The sequence below is a fragment of the Streptomyces caelestis genome, from assembly GCF_001279005.1.
GTDB lineage: Bacteria > Actinomycetota > Actinomycetes > Streptomycetales > Streptomycetaceae > Streptomyces > Streptomyces heliomycini.
Genome location: NZ_LGCN01000177.1, coordinates 110,272 through 130,086 on the forward strand (window position 1 = coordinate 110,272; position 19,815 = coordinate 130,086).

At 72.2% G+C, this 19,815-nt stretch carries 21 protein-coding genes and 1 tRNA gene; 16 read left to right on the plus strand and 6 right to left on the minus strand.

Annotated elements, in window-relative coordinates; genetic code table 11:
- Nucleotide 1 precedes the first annotated feature (1 nt).
- The 10 genes from ADK41_RS15930 to ADK41_RS15975 all read left to right on the plus strand — a co-directional run bounded on the left by ADK41_RS15930 (nucleotide 2) and on the right by ADK41_RS15975 (nucleotide 7,373).
- Nucleotides 2-1,363 (plus strand): FtsK/SpoIIIE domain-containing protein, encoded by a 1,362-nt coding sequence (locus ADK41_RS15930; protein ID WP_030822000.1) that lies wholly within the window; start codon nucleotides 2-4, stop codon nucleotides 1,361-1,363.
- 83 nt (nucleotides 1,364-1,446) lie between these two features.
- Complete coding sequence (locus tag ADK41_RS15935) at nucleotides 1,447-1,659, plus strand: hypothetical protein (protein WP_030821997.1); 213 nt, start codon at nucleotides 1,447-1,449, stop codon at nucleotides 1,657-1,659.
- Between the two features lie 24 nt (nucleotides 1,660-1,683).
- Nucleotides 1,684-2,394: a DUF2637 domain-containing protein gene (locus ADK41_RS15940; RefSeq protein ID WP_030821994.1), complete on the plus strand. Its 711-nt coding sequence runs from the start codon at nucleotides 1,684-1,686 to the stop codon at nucleotides 2,392-2,394.
- Nucleotides 2,395-2,409: 15 nt separating this feature from the next.
- On the plus strand, nucleotides 2,410-2,589 hold the full coding sequence (locus tag ADK41_RS15945; protein WP_030821991.1) for a mobile element transfer protein: 180 nt from the start codon (nucleotides 2,410-2,412) through the stop codon (nucleotides 2,587-2,589).
- A 190-nt stretch (nucleotides 2,590-2,779) separates the two neighbouring features.
- Nucleotides 2,780-3,064 carry a hypothetical protein gene (locus tag ADK41_RS15950; protein WP_030821988.1) on the plus strand — a complete coding sequence of 95 codons (285 nt, stop codon included), beginning with the start codon at nucleotides 2,780-2,782 and terminating at the stop codon, nucleotides 3,062-3,064.
- Between the two features lie 111 nt (nucleotides 3,065-3,175).
- On the plus strand, nucleotides 3,176-4,522 hold the full coding sequence (locus ADK41_RS15955) for a replication initiator (RefSeq protein ID WP_030821985.1): 1,347 nt from the start codon (nucleotides 3,176-3,178) through the stop codon (nucleotides 4,520-4,522).
- Nucleotides 4,515-4,727 carry a helix-turn-helix domain-containing protein gene (locus tag ADK41_RS15960; protein ID WP_030821981.1) on the plus strand — a complete coding sequence of 71 codons (213 nt, stop codon included), beginning with the start codon at nucleotides 4,515-4,517 and terminating at the stop codon, nucleotides 4,725-4,727. The genes ADK41_RS15955 and ADK41_RS15960 overlap by 8 nt, the downstream gene beginning before the upstream one ends.
- The gene (locus ADK41_RS15965) at nucleotides 4,727-5,857 is read left to right on the plus strand and encodes a tyrosine-type recombinase/integrase (RefSeq protein WP_030821978.1); all 1,131 of its coding nucleotides are present in this window, start codon (nucleotides 4,727-4,729) and stop codon (nucleotides 5,855-5,857) included. The genes ADK41_RS15960 and ADK41_RS15965 overlap by 1 nt, the downstream gene beginning before the upstream one ends.
- 284 nt (nucleotides 5,858-6,141) lie before the next feature.
- Nucleotides 6,142-6,993, plus strand: coding sequence for a methyltransferase domain-containing protein (locus ADK41_RS15970; RefSeq protein WP_030821975.1), 852 nt, complete (start codon nucleotides 6,142-6,144; stop codon nucleotides 6,991-6,993).
- Nucleotides 6,990-7,373, plus strand: a complete 384-nt coding sequence (locus tag ADK41_RS15975) for a transposase (protein ID WP_420706731.1) — start codon at nucleotides 6,990-6,992, stop codon at nucleotides 7,371-7,373. The genes ADK41_RS15970 and ADK41_RS15975 overlap by 4 nt, the downstream gene beginning before the upstream one ends.
- 95 nt (nucleotides 7,374-7,468) lie before the next feature.
- Here ADK41_RS15975 and ADK41_RS15980 read toward each other — a convergent pair.
- The 3 genes from ADK41_RS15980 to ADK41_RS15985 all read right to left on the minus strand — a co-directional run bounded on the left by ADK41_RS15980 (nucleotide 7,469) and on the right by ADK41_RS15985 (nucleotide 9,771).
- Nucleotides 7,469-7,541, minus strand: a tRNA-Arg gene (locus ADK41_RS15980).
- A 628-nt stretch (nucleotides 7,542-8,169) separates the two neighbouring features.
- Nucleotides 8,170-8,331 (minus strand): hypothetical protein, encoded by a 162-nt coding sequence (locus ADK41_RS41700; RefSeq protein WP_158717641.1) that lies wholly within the window; start codon nucleotides 8,329-8,331, stop codon nucleotides 8,170-8,172.
- A 147-nt stretch (nucleotides 8,332-8,478) separates the two neighbouring features.
- On the minus strand, nucleotides 8,479-9,771 hold the full coding sequence (locus ADK41_RS15985; RefSeq protein WP_030821967.1) for a M6 family metalloprotease domain-containing protein: 1,293 nt from the start codon (nucleotides 9,769-9,771) through the stop codon (nucleotides 8,479-8,481).
- A gap of 273 nt (nucleotides 9,772-10,044) precedes the next feature.
- On the opposite strand from ADK41_RS15985, the gene ADK41_RS15990 reads away from it, so the two are divergent.
- Nucleotides 10,045-10,686, plus strand: coding sequence for a TetR/AcrR family transcriptional regulator (locus ADK41_RS15990; RefSeq protein WP_030821965.1), 642 nt, complete (start codon nucleotides 10,045-10,047; stop codon nucleotides 10,684-10,686).
- Nucleotides 10,687-10,833: 147 nt separating this feature from the next.
- On the plus strand, nucleotides 10,834-12,384 hold the full coding sequence (locus tag ADK41_RS15995) for an MFS transporter (RefSeq protein WP_030821962.1): 1,551 nt from the start codon (nucleotides 10,834-10,836) through the stop codon (nucleotides 12,382-12,384).
- Nucleotides 12,385-12,474: 90 nt separating this feature from the next.
- Here ADK41_RS15995 and ADK41_RS16000 read toward each other — a convergent pair whose 3' ends face one another.
- A complete protein-coding gene (locus tag ADK41_RS16000) occupies nucleotides 12,475-12,996 on the minus strand; it encodes a MarR family winged helix-turn-helix transcriptional regulator (protein WP_030821960.1) in 522 nt (173 codons plus the stop codon).
- Between the two features lie 147 nt (nucleotides 12,997-13,143).
- Here ADK41_RS16000 and ADK41_RS16005 point away from each other — a divergent pair, with 147 nt between their 5' ends.
- Nucleotides 13,144-13,905 (plus strand): dioxygenase family protein, encoded by a 762-nt coding sequence (locus ADK41_RS16005; protein WP_037803693.1) that lies wholly within the window; start codon nucleotides 13,144-13,146, stop codon nucleotides 13,903-13,905.
- Nucleotides 13,906-13,936: 31 nt separating this feature from the next.
- On the opposite strand, the gene ADK41_RS16010 is transcribed toward ADK41_RS16005, so the two are convergent.
- Nucleotides 13,937-14,446, minus strand: coding sequence for a GNAT family N-acetyltransferase (locus ADK41_RS16010; protein ID WP_030821954.1), 510 nt, complete (start codon nucleotides 14,444-14,446; stop codon nucleotides 13,937-13,939).
- A 193-nt stretch (nucleotides 14,447-14,639) separates the two neighbouring features.
- Here ADK41_RS16010 and ADK41_RS16015 point away from each other — a divergent pair, with 193 nt between their 5' ends.
- Both ADK41_RS16015 and ADK41_RS16020 read left to right on the plus strand, forming a co-directional pair.
- Nucleotides 14,640-15,638 carry a sigma-70 family RNA polymerase sigma factor gene (locus ADK41_RS16015; RefSeq protein ID WP_030821951.1) on the plus strand — a complete coding sequence of 333 codons (999 nt, stop codon included), beginning with the start codon at nucleotides 14,640-14,642 and terminating at the stop codon, nucleotides 15,636-15,638.
- A gap of 485 nt (nucleotides 15,639-16,123) precedes the next feature.
- Nucleotides 16,124-16,795, plus strand: coding sequence for a TetR/AcrR family transcriptional regulator (locus tag ADK41_RS16020; protein ID WP_030821949.1), 672 nt, complete (start codon nucleotides 16,124-16,126; stop codon nucleotides 16,793-16,795).
- 357 nt (nucleotides 16,796-17,152) lie between these two features.
- Here ADK41_RS16020 and ADK41_RS16025 read toward each other — a convergent pair whose 3' ends face one another.
- The gene (locus tag ADK41_RS16025) at nucleotides 17,153-18,124 is read right to left on the minus strand and encodes a helix-turn-helix transcriptional regulator (RefSeq protein WP_030821946.1); all 972 of its coding nucleotides are present in this window, start codon (nucleotides 18,122-18,124) and stop codon (nucleotides 17,153-17,155) included.
- A 62-nt stretch (nucleotides 18,125-18,186) separates the two neighbouring features.
- Between ADK41_RS16025 and ADK41_RS16030 the strand changes: the two genes are divergently transcribed.
- Nucleotides 18,187-19,701: an MFS transporter gene (locus ADK41_RS16030; RefSeq protein WP_030821942.1), complete on the plus strand. Its 1,515-nt coding sequence runs from the start codon at nucleotides 18,187-18,189 to the stop codon at nucleotides 19,699-19,701.
- The last annotated feature ends 114 nt before the right edge of the window (nucleotides 19,702-19,815 follow it).

The following is a 19,815-nucleotide window of genomic DNA, read 5'->3' on the forward strand; positions in this document are numbered from 1 at the left end:
CATGACCGACGCCCTGTGGGTTCTGGTGCCGGCGCTGCTGGCGGTGGCCGCGCTGGTCGCGGTGCGCCGTCGGCTGCCGGTCCTGTTCTGGTGGCTGGTCGGGTATCCGGTTGTCGCGCTGCGGGTGCTCGCCACGTACCGGGCCACCATGGACGCCTGCGGCCTGACGGTGCCCGCCTCGGTCATGCGCCGGGCCACCGCCCGGATGGCGGGGCGGCAGGCTGCTCCCGTACCGCCTCGCCGTTCGCTGCCGCTGCCGACCGGGTCCGGGCTCGTGATGCGGCTGCGCATGGCGGCCGGGCAGGCACCCGAGGACTTCACCGCCTCGGCCGACCGGCTGCGGCACGCCTGGGGCGCGCACGCCGTGCATGTCCGGCCCACCAAACCGGGACGGCTGGAGCTGCGGTTGGTCGGCTGGGACGTCCTCGCCGACGTCCGGCCCGCTCGGCGGCTGCGGACCGAACCGCTGTCCCTGCCGCTGGCGCTGCGCGAAGACGGACAGTGGCACGTCCGGGACTTCCGCACCGTGCCGCACGAACTGATCCTCGGCGCGACGCAGTCGGGCAAGTCCGTGTACCTGCGGAACCTGCTGTGCGGGCTGGCCCGGCAACCCGTCGCGCTCGTCGGCATCGACTGCAAGTGGGGCGTCGAACTGGTTCCGTTCGCGCCCCGGTTGTCGGCGCTCGCCGACACGTCGGACCGTGCGAACGACCTCCTCGACGTCCTGGTGGAGGAGATGGAGGCACGGTTCCGTCTGATCGGCATGACGGGCGGGACCGGTCAGGACGCCGTGCTCACCTCGGACGTCTGGGGCCTGCCCGAGAAGGCGCGGCCGGTGCCGGTCGTGGTTGTCGTCGACGAGGTCGCCGAACTCTTCCTCGCCGCGAGCAAGGACGACGAGAAGCGGCGGGACGCCATGGTCACCAAGCTCATCCGCCTCGCCCAGCTCGGCCGCGCGGCCGGCATCTACCTGGAGGTGTGCGGGCAGCGCTTCGGCGCCGAACTGGGCAAGGGCGCCACCATGCTCCGCGCCCAGCTCACCGGACGGGTCTGCCACCGCGTCAACGACGAGACGTCCGCCAACATGGCGCTCGGCGACATCGCACCGGAAGCGGCGCTGGCCGCAACCTCCATCCCGGCCGAACGGCCCGGCGTCGCGGTCGTCGGCGACTCCTCCGGCGGCTGGTCCCGCGTCCGCTCACCCCACCTCACCCTCGACGAAGCGGCGGCCATCTGCCGCGACACCTCGGGCCTGGTCCCGGAACTGCCCCGCCTCGACGCCTTCCGGCCCGTCGTCGCCGAACCGACGGGGCCGCCCTCACTCCCCGCCGCGGTGCCCACCACTCGCCCGGCCACCGAGTAACCGCACTCCCTCTCCCACGGCCGGCGTGACCGCCTCGCGCCATGTCCCTACCCCTCCCATGCCCGAAACCGGAAGGAAGCCCTGTGCCACGTCCCTCCATCGCCGAGGTCAGCGCCCTCATCGCGGACCTGGCCGCGCTCCGGCAGAACCGGACCTCTGCCGAGTACGCCGTGCTCATGGACCGTAAGGCGGAGCTGCTGGAGCGCATCGCCGACCACACGCCCGGCGACACCGAGGCCGCCGGGGTGGCCCGCCTCGCCCGCGAGCGCACCGACTCCCTCAAGTCCACCGACTGACCACGCCGGAAGGAGACCGAGCCGATGCGTGCCCCTCTGGCCCGCGTGGACGCCGTAATCGTTCAGGCCGTCATCGCCGGTGCCCTGTCTTTCTCTCACCTGCATGACTTGGCTGCGGCGGCCGGGCAGGACGGCTGGAAGGCGTGGGCCTACCCCGTGAGCGTCGACTTGCTCCTAGTGGCCGCATGGCGTCGGATGCGTCAGTTGCAGCGGGCGGGACAGGCGGCTGGTGGCCCGCGGCTGTGGTTCCTGGTGGCCCTGGCCGCTTCCCTCGGCGCCAACGTCGCCACGGCCGGACTCCTCGACTTGGACGACGTACCGGCCTGGCTCCGCGTGACGGTCGCCGGCTGGCCCGCCATCGCCTTCTTCGGCGGCACGCTACTGGCCCATGCCCCGCACACCCCGGAAACACCGACGGCCCCGGCCTCCCCGGCGGCGGACGCCGAAACGGAGCCGCACGCCGCTCCGTCCGCCGTCGACCGGCCCGACCGTGAGGCGCTGCCGGCGCCCTCCGCCGACCTCGGGCCGGCTCCGGGGCCCACTGACGAACCGGTCACCACCCCGACCCCCGCGCCTGCTCCGGCCGTTGCCCTGCCGCCCGCACTCGTCGACCGCGTCCGGGCCCTGGCCGACGAGCACCGCTCGACCACCGGTCGCCCCGCCGACCCGGACGCCGTGCGCGCCCGGCTCGGCCTGCCCCCGTCCATGACCGCATCCGTCGCCGCTCACCTCTGAGAGAGGAGCACCACCATGCACCGCCGCTTCCGCAACGTCCGCCGCATCGGACCCGTGAACGTCGCCTCGTACATCGACCGCGGCCGGAACCGCTACCTGGCCGCCTGCACCGCCCCCCGCTGCGACTTCTCCGCCGAGTACGACAGCCGCGCCGCCGCCGAACTCGCCGCCCGCACCCACCGCTGCTCGGCCTGACAGGAGATCACCACTATGGACGTTCCGCTCTGGCTCGCCCTGCTCGTCGTCGGCGTTCTCGGCGTCAAACTCATCCGCCCGCCCTGGTGGCTCATCGCCGCCCTGCTCCTCGGCGGCTACCTCCTCGCCGACAGCCTGCTGGCCCCGTCATCGACACCGCCGTCAAGTAACCCCGAAGGGAGACCCGCTCATGTTCCGACCGAAGCTCCCCACCATGCCCCAGCCGACCGGCCTGGTCACCCCGCCCGCCGTCGTCGAACCGCCCGCTGCCACCCCGGTCGTCCCGACCCCGGCGTCGTCCCGCCCGGCCGTCCGGCTCACGCCCGGTACCGCGCTCGCCCTCGTCGGCGGCGGCACCGCCGTGGTCCTGGTCGTCGGCGCCGTCCTGGTCTCCATGCTCCTCGCCGTCGCCCTCACTGCCGTGTCCGTGGCCGTGTGCGCCGTCGTCGTCCGCTCCCTTCTCAGCCGCCGCTGACCTCACCGCCTTCCGCCCGCCCGGCTTGCTCGTGCTGTCTAGCCCCCTCGACAGGCCGGGCGGGGCTTGCCGCGCCGAACTCCTGACCTCTCTGCAAGGAGGAATCCGCACATGCACACCGCGGCTCCGACCGGAGCCATCCGCCGCCTGGTGGCTCTCGCCCAGCACGGCGACCTCAGCACCTACGCACGCCAGATCCAACGTCTCGGCGGCTGCGAGCGGCCCGTACGGATGGAGGGCCACCGGGTCGACGTCCACGCCGCCACGGGCGAGATCCTCCGGGAGATCGTCGACCGCGACCTTTCGGCCGGACAGCTCCTCATCCGCTGCAACAACCGCCGCGCCACACGGTGCGTCGCCTGCGCCGAGGTGTACCGCAAAGACACCTTCCACCTCGTCACGGCCGGCCTGAGCGGCGGCAAGGGCATCAGCCCGTCCGTCGCCGGGCACCCGCGCGTCTTCGCCACCTTCACCGCCCCGTCCTTCGGCCCCGTCCACAACCGCCCCGGCGGCGGCCGGTGCCGCTGCGGACGCCTCCACCCGGACGACGACCCCGCCCTCGGCACGCCCCTGGACCCGGACCACTACGACTACCGCGCAGCCGTCCTGTGGAACGCACACGCCGGGGCACTGTGGGGCCGCTTCACCACCTACCTGCGCCAGCACCTCGCCTCCCGCGCGGGCCTCAGCCGCTCGGCGCTGCGCGACTGCCTCAAGGTCTCCTACGCCAAGGTCGCCGAGTACCAGCGGCGCGGCGCCGTCCACTTCCACGCCGTCATCCGCCTCGACGGCCCGGACGGCGCCGAGGACGCCCCACCGGCCTGGGCCACCACCGAACTGCTCACCGACGCGATCCGCTCGGCGGCCCGGCTCGCCGAGACACCCGGCCCGGTCCTCGACGGCCGCGCGTACGCCTTCCGCTTCGGCGAACAACTCGACATCCGCCCCATCCGCTCGGCCGACTTCGCGGGCACCTCGGAACTGTCCAGCCGCGCCGTGGCCGCCTACATCGCCAAGTACGCCACCAAGGGCGCCGAGACCGCGGGCACCCTCGACCGGCCCATCCGCAACCCGATCACCGACCTGATCGGCTCCGGCGTCACCGACCACGCCCGGCGCATGATCCTCACCTGCTGGCACCTCGGCGCCCTGCCCGAACTCGAAGACCTGCGCCTGCGCAAGTGGGCCCACATGCTCGGCTTCCGCGGCCACTTCTCCACCAAGTCCCGCGCCTACTCCGTCACCCTCGGCGCCCTCCGCCAGGAACGCGCCGACCACAACGAAGCCCTCACCCGCGAACACGCGGCCGAGGCCGGCCACCCGCTGCCCGACCCGGACACCGTCCTCGTCGTCTCCCACTGGCGCTTCGCCGGCACCGGACTGACCGCCGCAGAGACCTGGCTCGCCGCCTCTCGCAACTCCGCTACTTCACCGGAAGGAGAACCCACACATGGCTGACCGCTACCTGACCGTGGCGCAGGTGGCCGAACTCCTCGGCACCACGGAACGCTTCCCGCGCCGCCTGATCGCCGAGCGACGCATCGTGTTCGTCAAGGTCGGTCGGCACGTCCGTATCCCGGAGAGTGCTCTGGACGCCTTCATCGACGCCAACACGGTGCAGCCGATCGGCGATCGCCGTAGCTCCCTGCGGAGGGCTGCCTGATGGCGAACAAGAAGGGGAGGCGCCGGGACTTCGGCTCGGTCCGGCAGCTTCCGTCCGGCCGCTGGCAGGTCCGTTACCGGGACCCGGAGACGGGGCAGCTGCGTCCGGCGGAGAAGACGTACGCGACCAAGACCGATGCCCAAGTCGCCCTGACGCACATCGAGTCGGACATCGCGCGCGGGCAGTGGTCGGACCCGGATGCCGGGGTGGTGAACTTCGAGGAGTACGCCACCGCGTGGCTGCGGGACCGGAAGCTCGCCGACCGCACCCGTGAGCGGAACGAGTCGGTGATACGGCTGCACATCCTGCCCACCTTCGGGACCGGGAGCGTGGCCGACGTGACGACAGCCCGGGTGCGCAGCTGGCGCGGCAAACTCCTCGCGGCTGGCGTCGGTGAGCCGTCGGTGGTCAAGGCGTACCAACTGCTGCGTGCCCTGATGAACACGGCCGTGGACGACGAGCTGATCCGGCGCAACCCGTGCCGCATCAAGGGCGCGGACCGCTACGACGTGCCCGAGCGGCCGGTCCTCACGGTGGCGGAGGTCTTCGCCGTCGCCGACTCCATCGCGCCGCGCTACCGGCTGCTCGTGCTCCTGGCGGCCTTCACCACCCTGCGGTTCGGGGAGCTGGCGGCCCTGCGGCGCCGGGATGTCGACCTGGAGGGGCTGACCGTCACCGTGCGCCGCGCTCAGGCCGAGCTGCAGGACGGCCGGCTCTTCGACAAGGCGCCGAAGTCCGCGGCCGGGGTGCGCTCCGTCTCCTTCCCGGCCGAACTGCTCGACGCGGTCACACACCACCTGGAGCACTTCGCCGCCCCCGGCCGTGACGGGCATGTCTTCGTCGGTCCGCAGGGTGGGCAGCTGCGACGGAGCAACTTCCGGGACGACTGGGTCAAGGCCCGGAAGGCCGCGGGCGTCACGGCCGAGCTGCACTTCCACGACCTGCGGCACACGGGCAACACGCTGGCCTCGACGGCCGGGGCCAGTACGCGGGAGCTGATGACGCGCATGGGCCACAGCAGCTCGCGCGCCGCGCTGATCTACCAGCACATGACCAGCGACCGGGATCGGGTCATTGCAGATCGGCTCGGGACCATGATCCGTGACGGCGGGGGAGGGGCATCGGGCTAGGGGATGTGGCATCCACATGGCATTAGGTCGTGTCTCCCAACTCGCAAGTACGGGGCATGAAGGGCTTTGTCGTGCTCATAGACTTGTGACGTGGCATTCATGAGCACCCCGCACTGCTGCTTCCTGTGATCGGAAGGCGCTGAGGGCGATGCCGGACGGCGTCGCCCTCCTTGGTGTGCCTGCTCGCGAGTCACGTCCCGATGCTGCCCGATCCTTCCTGGGGCAGTGACGCTCTGATCGAGCAGGCACGATCCCTTCCCTTCACCCCTTGCCAGGAGTGCTTCGTGCCTGTGTCGCTTCCCCCTGCCCTCGGCCTGACCCTCGATCTGCTGCGTTGCCCGGCGTGCCGTGCGCGCCGTCTGCGCCCTGACCACGGTGCACTGCGTTGCCCGGTGGGCCATGCCTTCGACATCGCCCGTCACGGCTATGCCGGCCTGCTGACGGGCACCCGCGCCACCAGCGGCGACGACGCAGCCATGGTCCAGGCCCGGGACCGGTTCCTGTCCACTGGCACCTACGCGCCCATCCGCGAAGTCGGGGCCCGTCTGGCGGCCGACGTCGTGTCTGAACAGGGCACGGTGGTGGACGTGGGGTGTGGCACGGGCTACTACCTGGCCGGCGTACTCAACCAGTTGCCAGGCGCCCGTGGTCTGGGGCTGGACACATCGGTGCGCGCGCTGCGCTCGGCAGCCCGTGCCCACGACCGAGCCGCCGCGGTGGCCTGGGACGTCTTCCGTCCCTTCCCACTGGCCGATGGGACGGCCGATGTCGTGCTGGACGTGTTCGCCCCACGCAACCCGGCCGAGTTCCACCGCGTACTGCGTCCGACCGGTCGGTTGATCGTGGTCCGACCCACCGGGCGGCACTTGGCCGAGCTGCGTGGCCAGGTGCCTGCGATGGTCACGATCGACCCGGCCAAGGAACAGCGTCTGCACCGGGCGCTCAACCCCTTCTTCGAGACCGTCGTCACCGAACAGGTGGAGTACTCCGCGCCTTTGACCAGGCTGGATGTTCTGGATCTTGTTGCGATGACGCCGAGTGCACGCCACGTGAGTCGTGCAGACCTGAACGGCGGCGGCGTCCTGCCCGATCAGGTCACTGTCTCCGTGCTGGCCACCGCCTATCAGCCTCGGTGACCATGAGCGGGCACATGTGCCTGCTGATCGACGAGCAGTGGGCACGCCTGGTGCCCTGCCTTCCTCCCCAGTGCGGGAAGGCAGGGTGTCCGTTCGCCGACCACCGTCGCATCATCGAAAGGATCATCTACCGATACCGCACGGGCATCCTCTGGAGAGATCTGCCTCGCGAAGTGTTCGGTCCCTGGCAGACGGCGTGGAAGCGTCGTCACAGGTGGACGGCCCCGGACTCCGAGACCTACAAGCGCAGGGACGTCGTGGAACGTTCATTCAGCCTGCTCAAGCAGTGGCGGGGCCTGGCCACCCGTGACGGCAAACTCGTGATCGTCCACCGCTTCGCAGCCGTGTTGGCGGCGATCACCGCCTGGTTACGGAGTTGAAAGACTCGTCGTAGTGGCACGCGTGTGGCACGACCTCGGACACGACGAAGGGCCAGCCCGGGAGGAAACCCCTCCTGAGCTGGCCCTTTGCTCTGTGCCCCCGGCAGGATTCGAACCTGCGACACCCGCTTTAGGAGAGCGGTGCTCTATCCCCTGAGCTACGAAGGCGGGGGCTTGGAGGGAGCCCCGGAGGAGATCCAGTGAGTGGATCTTCGGCAAGGAAGCCAAGCCCGCTGGTCGGACGCGGTGCGGCCCCTGCTGAGCAGCATTGCTGCACGACGAGAGCCACGCCAACGGATGACCAAGGAACAGGGTAGCGGATGGGCGTCTGCGGGGGGACTCGGATAGCGCGCGCTGGGCGGAGTGGGCGGGTGCATGGCGTGCTGACCTGTGGATTCTCCGGGCTGTTCCCTTGGGAGTCCGTGTGGGGCGGCGTGCTGGCGGCGATCGTTTCGGCCGCTCCGTTCGGGAGTGTGCCTCAGCGGTCGGGAGGGGGTGGCCCGTCGGTGTGGTCCGGCGGCCGCCGGATTCCTGGACCTGCTGGGCATCGGGGAGGGGTGAGCGCGGGCGTCCCCGGCTCGTTCCCGGCCGGTGCGGTCATGGCCCGGGTCGAGGCCGCCGGGGCGCGTCAGGCCGGGCCGGTGCCGCGGCGGGCGCCGACGCGGGGCGAGGCCGAGGTCGGCCGGAGAGACGGCGCCGGGTGGACGGGGTGCTCGACCCCGTCGAGGCGCCCGCCGGCTCGTGCCGGTTCTCCGCGCCGCCGCCGGCGGTCGCCGGTCACGGCGCGCCGCTTTCGTCAGCCCTCGCCGAACAGCACCCAGAGCGCCATCAGGGCCAGGAACCCGGTCACCGCCAGTACCGGGAGCCCGAGGAGCGCGGAGAGCATCCCCCATCGAGTCCGTCCCCTGGGCGCCTTTGCCGCCCCGGAGTTCGGGACCGTCCGCTGTGTCTCCGTCATGAGGCTCCTCCGTCGATGCGCAACTGCCGTGCAGAGCATGCCAGTCGGCGCCGGTCCGCGGGGTCCGGCCCGGTGATTGCCGTCGATGGCGCCGTGTCGCGCCTTTCCCGCCGTCGTGGGCCCGGGGCAAGGCGCCGGCGTCGGGGATCAGTTCCGTGCCGTGCGGGTCACCCGTATCCGGTACTCCTCCGCCCCCGCCGCGATCACCGCCACCCGGATGCCCGCCCGGCGGTCCACGAAGCTCTCGCCCGGGGCGAAGGTGGCGTCCGAGAGTTCCGCGTGGACGTTGGGGGAGCGGGTGCAGCCGCCGCTGTCGCGGCGGGCGTCGTAGACGGTGATCGGGCCCATGCCGGTGTCCACGTCGGCGTCGACGCGGTAGACGAGGACGCCGGGGCGGCAGACCGCCTCGTCGTTGCCGGCGCGGGTGCGCAGCTCGACGGCGTAGCCGGAGTGGCCGTTCAGGGGGACGAAGACGAGTTTCGGACCGCCCGCCCGCGCCAGGGGGGTGAGGACGTACTCCCGCGTGCCCGGGTTCGCCGCGCAGCCGACCTGGGACGCGTCCAGCCAGCCCAGCTTCCACTTGTGCCAGGCGAGGAAGTCGTTGTTGGCGCCCCAGTCCTCGCTCATGATGTCCCAGTGGCCCACCGCGCCGCCGCCCTCGGCGGTGTACAGGTCGGGCAGGCCGAAGACGTGGCCGTTCTCGTGCGGCAGCACGCGGTAGCCGGTGCGGTCGTAGGAGCCGGAGCCGTCGTCCTGGCGGGAGTAGACGAAGGACGCGTTGGAGACGGGGACGCCGTCCGCGTTCGGGGCCTCCTTGTTGCCGGCGAAGGTGACGGACAGGACCGTGTCGAGGGCGGCGGGGCCCGCGTTGGGGGTCACCAGCACGTTCAGCAGGTCGTACGACTGGAAGTCCACCTCGGGATCGGCCTCGGCCACGATGTCGCGGACCAGGTCGCGGTAGCCGGGGTCGAAGGGGGCGCCGCGCTCTATGCCGTACGCGCGGAACGACTTGGGCATCCGGAGCCAGTCGGGGACGGGGAGTTCGGGGCGGTAGTCGAGGCGGCCGTAGGAGCTGGTGGCGAACCACTCGCGGGTCTCGGGGAAGAACTCGCGGTAGCGGTCGAGGGCGTCGCCCTCGCCGGGCGCGTCGGAGAAGTCGATCATCAGGGTGAGGGCGCGGACCGTGCCGGTGGAGCGGGTGTAGCCGGGGGCCGTGGGGATGCCCTCGGACATCTGGACCTCCCGGTCCGCGGTGATCATGCAGGGGCCGTGGGCGGAGGAGCGGGACAGGGCGGCGGGTCCGGCGCCGGCGGTGGAGGCGTCGGGGGAGAGCCGGCCGTTGCCGGCCGAGGTGCTGACCGCGAGGGTCAGCACGGTCACCGATGCCAGGGCGGCCAGCCGGCGCGGGGATATCCGGCGTCGGCTCGGCTGCGGCTGCATGCGGGGACCTCCGCTCCACACGGCAGCCGCCGGTCTCCGACTGCACCCTCCCGCTCACCCTGCGTCGCCGGGTGGGCGGGCGCCCGCCGGGAGGTCCGAACGTGGGGCCGCACGACCCGGGCGATGTGACGCAGGTCACGGGGAAGAGTGCGGGAGCGGGAAATAACCGGGGACCGTTTCCCCGTTTGGAACGGTGTCCACGCGAAACGGGGACTCCCTCCCCGGATCGCGGACATGACATAAAGATCACGCCACCACGACCAGGAGTGCACCGTGCAGACCGCCACCCCCGTCACGCGCAAGGCACCCCGGCCCCGCGCCGACGCCCTGCGCAACCGGGAGCGGATCGTCACCGCCGCCCGGGAGATGTTCGTCGAGTTCGGGCCCGAGGTGCCGCTCGACGAGGTCGCCCGCCGGGCCGGCGTCGGCAACGCCACGGTGTACCGCAACTTCCCCGACCGCGACGCGCTGGTGCGCGAGGTCGTCTGCTCCGTGATGGACCGTACGGTGCGGGCGGCCGAGCAGGCGCTCAGCGAGACCGGGGACGCCTTCGAGGCATTGGAGCGCTTCGCGCACACCGCCGCCGACGAGCGGATCAGCGCGCTGTGCCCGATGGTCTCCAGCACCTTCGACCAGCACCACCCCGACCTGGAGGACGCACGCCGGCGCGCCGAGAGCCTCGTCGCGCAGTTGATGGACCGCGCCAAGGCGGCCGGTCAGCTCCGCGGCGACGTGGAGTACGGCGATCTGATGGTGGGCGTCGCCCAGCTGAGCCGGCCCCCGGCCGGTACCGGCTGCGACAACGCCGACCGTTTCGTCCACCGTCATCTGCAGTTGTTCCTGGACGGGATGCGGGCTCCGGCCCCGGCCGTCCTGCCGGGTTCGGCCGTGACCGTGGAGGACCTGCGCCGCTGAGCGACCCCTGACGCCACGCACACCGCCCGCCTGACGGCGGGCGTCCCTTCCGGCGACCGTCCACGGGGACGAGTCGTTCCTCGAGCGCACCCGATTTCTCGTCATACGTTCTTTATTTCCGTCACACGTACCGAAGTGGGTACCCCCATGTCTGAAACAGCCTCGACGGCCGGAAAGCCCCCGAGAGTCCTGGGCGGTCCGGACGCCAACCGCTGGAAGGCGCTCGTCTTCATCGCGCTGGCCCAGCTGATGGTCGTCCTGGACGCCACCATCGTGAACATCGCCCTGCCCTCCGCCCAGCAGGACCTGGGCATCTCGGACGGCAACCGCCAGTGGGTGGTCACCGCCTACGCCCTCGCCTTCGGCGGACTGCTGCTGTTCGGCGGCCGGATAGCCGACCTGTGGGGGCGCAAGCGGGCCTTCGTGCTCGGCCTGGGCGGGTTCGCCGCGGCCTCCGCGCTCGGCGGCGCGGCCACCAACGAGGCCATGATGTTCGGCGCCCGCGCCCTCCAGGGCGTCTTCGGCGCGCTGCTCGCGCCCGCCGCCCTGTCCCTGCTCGCGGTGATGTTCACCGACGGCAAGGAGCGCGCCAAGGCGTTCGGCATCTACGGCGCGATCGCCGGCGGCGGCGGCGCCGTGGGTCTGATCCTCGGCGGTTTCCTCACCGAGTACCTGGACTGGCGCTGGACGTTCTTCGTGAACATCCCGTTCGCCGTGGTCGCCGCGGCCGGCGCGTACTTCGTCATCCGCGAGCCCGAGGGCGGCCGCAACCGCTCGCCGCTCGACGTCCCCGGCGTGGTGCTGTCCACCGTGGGTCTGGTCGCGCTGGTCTACGGCTTCACCCGCGCGGAGTCCGAGGGCTGGAGCGACTCGCTGACGATCGGCATGTTCGTCGCCTCCGCCGTGCTGCTCGCCGCCTTCGTGGCCGTCGAGGCCAGGGTCAAGGCGCCGCTGCTGCCGCTGCGCGTGGTCACCGAGCGCAACCGCGGCGGGGTCTACCTCTCGCTGGGCCTGGCGATCATCGCGATGTTCGGCCTGTTCCTCTTCCTCACCTACTACCTGCAGGTCGTGAAGGGCTACTCGCCGGTCAAGACCGGTTTCGCCTTCCTGCCGATGGTCGCGGGCATGATCACGGGCTCGACCCAGATCGGCACCCGGCTGATGACCCGGGTCGCGCCCCGGCTGCTGATGGGCCCCGGCTTCCTGGTCGCCGCGCTCGGCATGCTCTTCCTGACACAGCTGGAGATCGACACCTCGTACGCGGGCGTCCTGCTGCCCGGCATGCTGCTGCTCGGCCTCGGCATGGGCACGGCGTTCATGCCGGCCATGTCGCTGGCCACGCTGGGCGTGGAGCCGCGGGACGCCGGCGTCGCCTCCGCGATGGTCAACACCTCGCAGCAGGTGGGCGGCGCCATCGGCACGGCCCTGCTGAACACGATCGCGGCCTCGGCCACCACGTCCTACGTCGCCGACCGCATCGGCGGCGCCACGAGCCGGTCCCAGCAGCAGCTGGTCCAGCTCCAGGGGCAGGTGCAGGGCTACACCAGCGCGATCTGGTTCGCGGTCGGGATCCTGGTGGCGGCCGCGGCCATCGCCCTGACCCTGATCAACGCCGGCCGGCCGGGCGGCACCGCGGTCGCCGGGTCCGCCGAGAAGACCGTCGGGGACGAGATGGCCGTGCCGGTGGCCATGCACTGACGGTCCACCCGTCCCTCACCACCCGTACGGAAGAGGAGGGGCGCCTCCTCCTCCGTACGGCTCCCTGGACCTGTCCCGGCTCCCGCCCCGTCAGCGGAGCCAGGGCAGGTCCGCGCCCGCTCCGTTCGGCTGAAGTCCCTCGGCGACGATCCGCATGATCTCGCCGAGGGACTTCTGCTGCTCGGGGGTGAGCCGGTCGAAGACCGCCTGGCGCACGGCGTCCACGTGGCCGGGCGCGTGCCGGTCCAGCACCTCCTGGCCCTCGTCCGTCAGCACGGCGAACTGGCCGCGCTTGTCGGAGGGGCAGTCCTCACGGCGCACCCAGCCGCTCTTCTCCAGGCGCGCGATCGCGTGCGAGAGGCGGGAGCGGGTGATCTTCGCGGACATCGCCAGTTCCGTCATCCGCAGCCGGCGGTGCGGGGACTCGGCGAGCTTGACCAGCAGGCCGTAGTAGACGTGCGGCATTCCCGCGTCGCGCTGGAGCTGGCGGTCGAGGTGGTCCTCCAGGAGGGTGGCGGCCTCGATGTACGAGCGCCAGACGCGCTGTTCCTCGTCGGTGAGCCAGCGGGGTCCGCCGGCGGGTGCCGATGATGCTGCGGGTGCCGTGTTCATGTACTCCACTGTACGGCCGCCCTTCTTGAATCTTAAACAAAACCGGCGTACGGTCGGTGGTGGAAGTTGAGAGTTCAAGCAATATTGGAAGTCCTCGGAAGTCCGCCGAAGGGAGTCGCCGTCATGACCGCCGCCACTCAGGAACGCATGCCCGCGCTCTACCTCAGCCACGGCGCCCCGCCCCTGGCCGACGACCCGGTCTGGCCGGGCGAACTGGCCGCCTGGTCGGCCGACCTGCCCCGCCCGAAGGCGATCCTGGTCGTCTCCGCCCACTGGGAGGAGGCCCCGCTCGCCCTCGGCGCCACCGAGACCGTCCCCCTGGTCTACGACTTTTGGGGCTTCCCCGAGCACTACTACCAGGTCACCTACGGCGCCCCCGGCGCCCCCGCGCTCGCCGACTCGGTGCGCAAGCTGCTGCGCGCCCCCGGCATGCCCGTCCAGGACGTCCCCGACCGGGGCCTGGACCACGGCGCCTACGTCCCGCTGGTCGAGATGTACCCCGGGGCCGACATCCCGGTGCTCCAGGTCTCCATGCCGACGCTGGACCCGGTGAAGCTGATGGAGATCGGGCGCCGGCTCGCGCCGCTGCGCGACGAGGGCGTGCTGATCATCGGCTCCGGGTTCTTCACCCACAACCTGGCCGCGCTGCGGCAGGGCGGCATCCCCGCCTGGTCGACGGAGTTCGACGCCTGGGGCCGGGAGGCCCTGGAGGCGCGGGACGTGGACGCGCTGCTGGACTTCACCCGCAAGTCCCCGGCGGGCCTGCTCGCCCACCCGCGCACCGAGCACTTCGCCCCGCTCTTCGTGACCATGGGCGCCGCGGACGCCGCGGGGGAGCTCGGGGAGCAGAGGTCCGTGATCGACGGGTTCTGGCTGGGGCTGGCCAAGCGGTCGGTGCAGTTCGGCTGAGGACGGCGAGGACGGCGAGGACGGGGAGGGGCTACAGCTCCTTCTCGTACCGGGCCACGTCCCGCCGGCGGCCGAACGTGCGGCCCGCCTCCCGGCACGTGCCGACGTGCCGGAAGCCGAAACGCTCGTGCGGCCGCCCCGAGGCGTCGTTCGGCCGGGCGACGCCGGCGCGGGCGCGGTGGACGTCCTCGCCCGCCAGGGCCTGGAAGAGGGCCCCGTGGAGGAGCGTGCCGATGCCGCGCCGGGGGGCGACGTGGACCGTCGTCCCCACCGAGGTCGCGTAGGCGGGCTCGGGGCGGAAGGGGCCGGAGGCGGCGTACCCCGGGATCCCCCGTGCGCCGGCGCCCGTGGCAACCATCAGGCGGTACGGGCCGTCTACAGGGTGGGAGAGCAGCCGGGGGCGGTGCTCCTGTGGAGTGAAGGGCGCCGTGTCGAATGTGATCGCCGTCTCACGTACGGAGTGGTCGTACGGGTCGGTGAGGACCGTCAGGTCACCCTCGGCGCCCGGTCTGACCTGGACCTCTTCGTGCTCCGCCGGTATCGCGTCTCCTCGCGTGGCCGGACAGGATACTGCATGATCAGAAAAATCGGTGGGCGGGTTGGGAATTCTGTCCGGATTCCAGTCGTTGTTTCCATCGGATGCAGGGCACCCGACCAGAGTCCGGAAGGACCTGAGAGGCGTGTCAGGCGTCCACAGGACCACCCGCTGACCTCATCATCGCAAGGGAGCACGCATGGCAACCCGCGCCGTCGCCCGTCGTCAGTCCGCCACCGGCGAGACGGCCGACTCGGCACGCAATGTCCGCGCCCATGGCGGCGAGATCGCCGACCGCGACCTGGTCGGTATGTACTTGGACGAGATCGCGCGCACGCCGCTGCTCGACGCCGCCAAGGAGGTCGAGCTGTCCCAGATCATCGAAGCGGGTGTGTTCGCGCAGCAGATCCTCGACGGCATCGAGGAGAACAAGGCCGGAGCCACCCCCGAGGAGCTGCGGGCCCTGGTCGACGCGAGCGAGCGGGCGAAGGACGTCTTCATCCGTTCCAACCTCCGCCTGGTCGTCGCCGTGGCCCGCCGCTACCCGCGCAGCGGCCTGCCGCTGCTCGACCTGATCCAGGAGGGCAACGCCGGCCTGGTCCGCGCGGTCGAGAAGTTCGACTACCGCAAGGGCTTCAAGTTCTCGACGTACGCGACCTGGTGGATCCGTCAGGCCATCACCCGGTCGATAGCCGACCAGTCGCGCACCATCCGCCTGCCCGTCCACCTGGTGGAGGAGCTGGGCCGGATACGGCGCGTGCAGCGGGAGTTCAACCGCGAGCACGGCCGTGACCCGGAGCCCGCGGAGGTCGCCGCCGAGCTCGGCTCCACGCCGGAGCGCGTCGTCGACGTGCTCGACTGGGCCCGTGACCCGGTCTCGCTGAACATGTCGGTGGACGACGAGGGCGAGACCCAGTTCGGCGACCTGCTGGAGGACACCTCGGCGGTGTCGCCCGAGCAGTCGGTGCTGACGCTGCTGCGCAGCGAGGAGCTGGACGACCTGATCGGCCGCCTCGACCAGCGCACGGCCTCCATCATCAAGATGCGCTACGGCATCGAGGACGGCCGCGAGCGCACGCTGACCGAGGTCGGCAAGGAGCACGGCCTGACCCGCGAGCGCATCCGCCAGATCGAGAAGCACGCGCTGCTGGAGCTGAAGAAGCTGGCCCGCGACACCGGCTTCGACGCGGCGGCGTGAGGACCCGGACGGCATGGCGGCGTGAGGACCCGGGCGGCGCGGTGGCGCGACGGTCGCACCGCCGCGGGTGAACGCGGCGGTGCGGCCGCCGGGTCCGGTGTGGTGGCGTCGACGCCGCCGCGCGCGGACCGGGGGAGCGGCGGGGACCGTGTGAGGCCCCGGCCGCGTACGCCGGGTGGCGAAAGACCGCGCAAAACATGGCCGTTCCGCGTCGCTTCAACCCGCCGGGCCCTGGGAACAAGAACTCCAGGCCGGGAGTTCGAACTTCGGAGCCTTTGAGATCCTGGACCCACCGAGCCACGTCCCGACGCACACCCCCCCCCGGCGCCGGGACTTTCCAAGCCGGGTTCGGCGCCCTCCCCCCGGGCGTCGGGCCCGGCTTTCTCGTGCGGGCGAGCGGCCGATCGAGCGGGTCACCCCGGACCTGAACCCCGGGGTGGCCCGCCAGATGGCAGATTGTGTCACATGGGCATAGCCTGCCGGGCGTGAGCAGCACCACCCCGATGTCATCCCCTTCCGCGGTCTCGCTGACCGAACGGCGCAAGGCCGAGACCCGTATGGAGATCGCCCGCGCGGCGGCCGGTCTCTTCGTCCGGCAGGGCCTGCGGGCCACCCGTGCCGAGGACATCGCCCAGGCCGCCGGCATCGCCCCGCGCACCTTCTACCGGTACTTCGCCAGCAAGGAAGAGGCCGTCGGCCCGCTCTACGCCACCGGCGCCCAGCGCTGGGTGGCGGCGGTGCGCGCCGCGCCCGCCGAGGCGCCCCTGCCGCGGGTCCTGGAGGACGCCGTGCGCCACACGCTCACCCCCGGCCTCGGGGTGTCGGCGGCCTCCTGGGACTGGGTGCGCACCCTGATCCGGCTGGCCGAGGCGAACCCCGCCCTGCGCCGGGTGTGGGCGGAGACCTGCCGGGCGTCGGAGCGGAGCCTGGCGGAGGTGCTGGCGGAGCGGCTGACGGCCGCTCACGTCCCGTACGACGCCGACAACGTTGCCGACCGCACCCGGCTGTGCTTCACCGCCGCCGTCGCGAGCGCGGCCGTGCGCACGGCCATGGAGAGCTGGGCGGCGGGCGACGGCCCCGCCGAGGGACCCCGGGGCCCGGCCGAACTGGCGGTCGCCAACCTGGTGGCGCTACGGGACTTCGCCTGGGGGGCATGACACCGACGCGTGGTCGCTCGCGACGGGCTCGGCGGCGACGCGTGGTCGCTGCTGACGGGCTCGACGGAGACGCGTGGCCGCTCTCGGCGGGCCTGGCGCCGGTGCGTGGTTGTTCCTGGCGGGCTTGGCGCCGGTGCGTGGTTGTTCCTGGTGGGCCTGGCGTCGGTGCGTGGTTGCTCCCGACGGACCTGATGCCGGTACGCGGTCGTTCCCGAAGGGGCCGGCGGCGGGGCGCGGGTCCTTTCGGGAGGGGCGGTGCCGGAGGGCGGTCCTTTCCGTCCGGCCGGACGCCGGGTCACGGTTCCTCCGGGAAGCCCGATGCCAGGCCGCTGTTCCCTCCCGAACGCCGACGGCACGTCACTTTGGACCGCCCGCCGCCCGGCTCATCCGTGCCCCCAGCTCCCGTACCACCTCGACCAGCTCGGCGGGCTCCTGCACCGTGAACTCGTACCCCAGCGTCGCCAGCCGTACCGCCGTCCACTCCTTGGGACCGCTCACCGTGGCGCGCAGCCGGCAGCTGCCCTCGTCCAGCGGCTCGGGCGGGCCCAGCCAGCCCGGGAGGCGGGCCGCGACCGCCCCGGCCGGCGCGGCGAAGGTGACGACCATCTCGTACGACTCCCGCACGCGGTACATGGACCGGCGCAGGAACTCCGCCGCGCTCCCGGTGGGCAGCTCGCGCGGGGTGAACCGCGCCCCGGTCGCGAGGGGGTCGCTCACCCGGTCGACGCGGAACGTCCGCCAGTCCGCGCGGTCGAGGTCGTACGCCACGAGGTACCAGCGCCGCCCGGTCGACACCAGCCGGTACGGCTCGGTCACCCGCCGCGACCCGGTGCCGTCTGCGGCCCGGTAGGCGAACCGCAGCCGCTCGTGCCCGGCCACCGTGGAGGCCATGACGGTGAGCGTCTCCGGCGCGATCGTCGCACCGTCGCCGCTGGTCAGCGGGGTGGTCGCGGCCTGGAGCGTGCTGACGCGGTGGCGCAGCCTGCCGGGCAGCACCTGCTCCAGCTTGGCCAGTGCCCGCACGGACGCCTCGTCCACGCCCTCCAGCGCGTGCCCGGCGCCGGCCCGCAGCCCGACCGCGATGGCCACCGCCTCCTCGTCGTCGAGCACCAGCGGCGGCATCGCCTTGCCGGCGACGAGCCGGTAGCCGCCGTCCGCGCCGAGCGTCGCCTGCACGGGATAGCCGAGCTCGCGCAGCCGGTCGATGTCCCGCCGGACCGTGCGCCGGGAGACCCCGAGCCGGTCGGCCAGCTCGCCGCCGGGCCATTCGCGGGGCGTCTGGAGGAGGGAGAGGAGCGTCAGGAGCCGGGCCGGTGTGTCCGTCGTCATGGAACGAGGATGCCGCGTAACTAGGACCGGATCCGACCTAGTGGGGGAATAGCGTCCGGGGCATGAACTCCACCGACACCCCGCAGGCCCCGCGGCCCGCCGCGGGCGACCGCCGCCGCTGGTTCGCGCTGGCGATCGTGATGACCGCGGCCTTCATGGACCTCGTCGACGTCACGATCGTCAACATCGCGATCCCGTCGATCCAGCGCGACGAGGGCGCGACCTTCAGCCAGATCCAGTGGATCACCGCCGGCTACGCGCTGGCCTTCGCCGCCGGACTGGTCACCGGCGGCCGGCTCGGCGACATCCACGGCCGCAAGCGGATCTTCCTCCTCGGCATCGGCGGCTTCACCCTCGCCTCCGCGCTGTGCGGCTTCGCCGTGAACCCGGAGATGCTGGTCGCCTCCCGCATCCTGCAGGGCGCCATGGCGGCGCTGATGGTGCCGCAGGTCCTGTCGATCGTGCACGCGACCTTCCCGCCGCACGAGCGGGGCAAGGTGTTCGGGCTGTTCGGCGCGATCGTCGGCCTGGGCGCGGTGTCCGGTCCGCTGCTCGGCGCGCTGCTGACCGAGTGGAACCTGTTCGGCCTGGAATGGCGGCCGATCTTCCTGATCAACCTACCGGTCGGCGTCGTGGGCCTGGTCCTCGGCAGCCGCTTCATCACCGAGTCGAAGGCGCCGCGCGCCCTGAAACTGGACCTGGTGGGCGTCGCGCTGGTCACACTGGGCCTGCTGATGCTGCTCTACCCGCTGACCCGCGGCCGTGAGCTGGGCTGGCCGCTGTGGGGGTACGTGTCGATGGCCGGCGCGCTGGTGGTCTTCGGGGCGCTGGTGGCGTACGAGCGGGTCAAGGGGGCGCGGGACGGCTCCCCGCTGATCGAGCTGTCGCTGTTCCGGGTGAAGAGCTTCGCGGCGGGCATCGCGGTGCAGACGGTGTTCGGGGTCGGCCTCGGCATCTTCTTCCTGGTCTGGACGCTGTACATGCAGGTCGGCCTGGGCTGGAGCGCGCTGCGGGCCGGGCTGACCGGGGTGCCGTTCTCCGTCGCGGTCTCCGCGGCGGCCGGGATGTCGGTGCAGCTGCTGGTGCCGCGCTTCGGGCGCAAGGTGCTCCAGGCGGGTGCGCTGGTGATGGCGGCGGGCGTCCTGCTCTACATCGCGGAGTCCGAGCGCTATGGCATGGACATCACCTCCTGGCAGATGGCGCTCCCGCTGGTGGTCATGGGCGTCGGCATGGGGCTGATCGTGGCCCCGCTGACGGACGCGGTGCTGTCCGAGGTGCCGCGCGAGCACGCCGGGTCGGCGTCGGGGCTGATCAACACGGTGCAGCAGATGGGGAACGCGCTGGGGCTCGGCCTGGTGTCGGTGGTGTTCTTCGGGGTGATCGACGAGCGGCTCGCCCCGGCCGAGGTGGGCCCGGCCTTCGCGGACGGCTTCCAGCACGCGCTGGGCTGGGTGGCCGCGGTGCTGGGCGTGATCTTCCTGCTGATGTTCGCCCTGCCCGGGCGCCCCGCCCAGCACGTGGAGGGGGAGGCAAAGGCCCCGGCGGCGGTGGAGAGGGAGCCGGAGCTGGTGTCCTGAACGGACTGAACGGACTGACCGGACCGACCGGACACGGAGAACGGACGGGAAGGGCCCGGCGCGCAGGGGGTGCGCCGGGTCCTTCCGGTGTCTCCCGTCACAGAGAGCGGACAC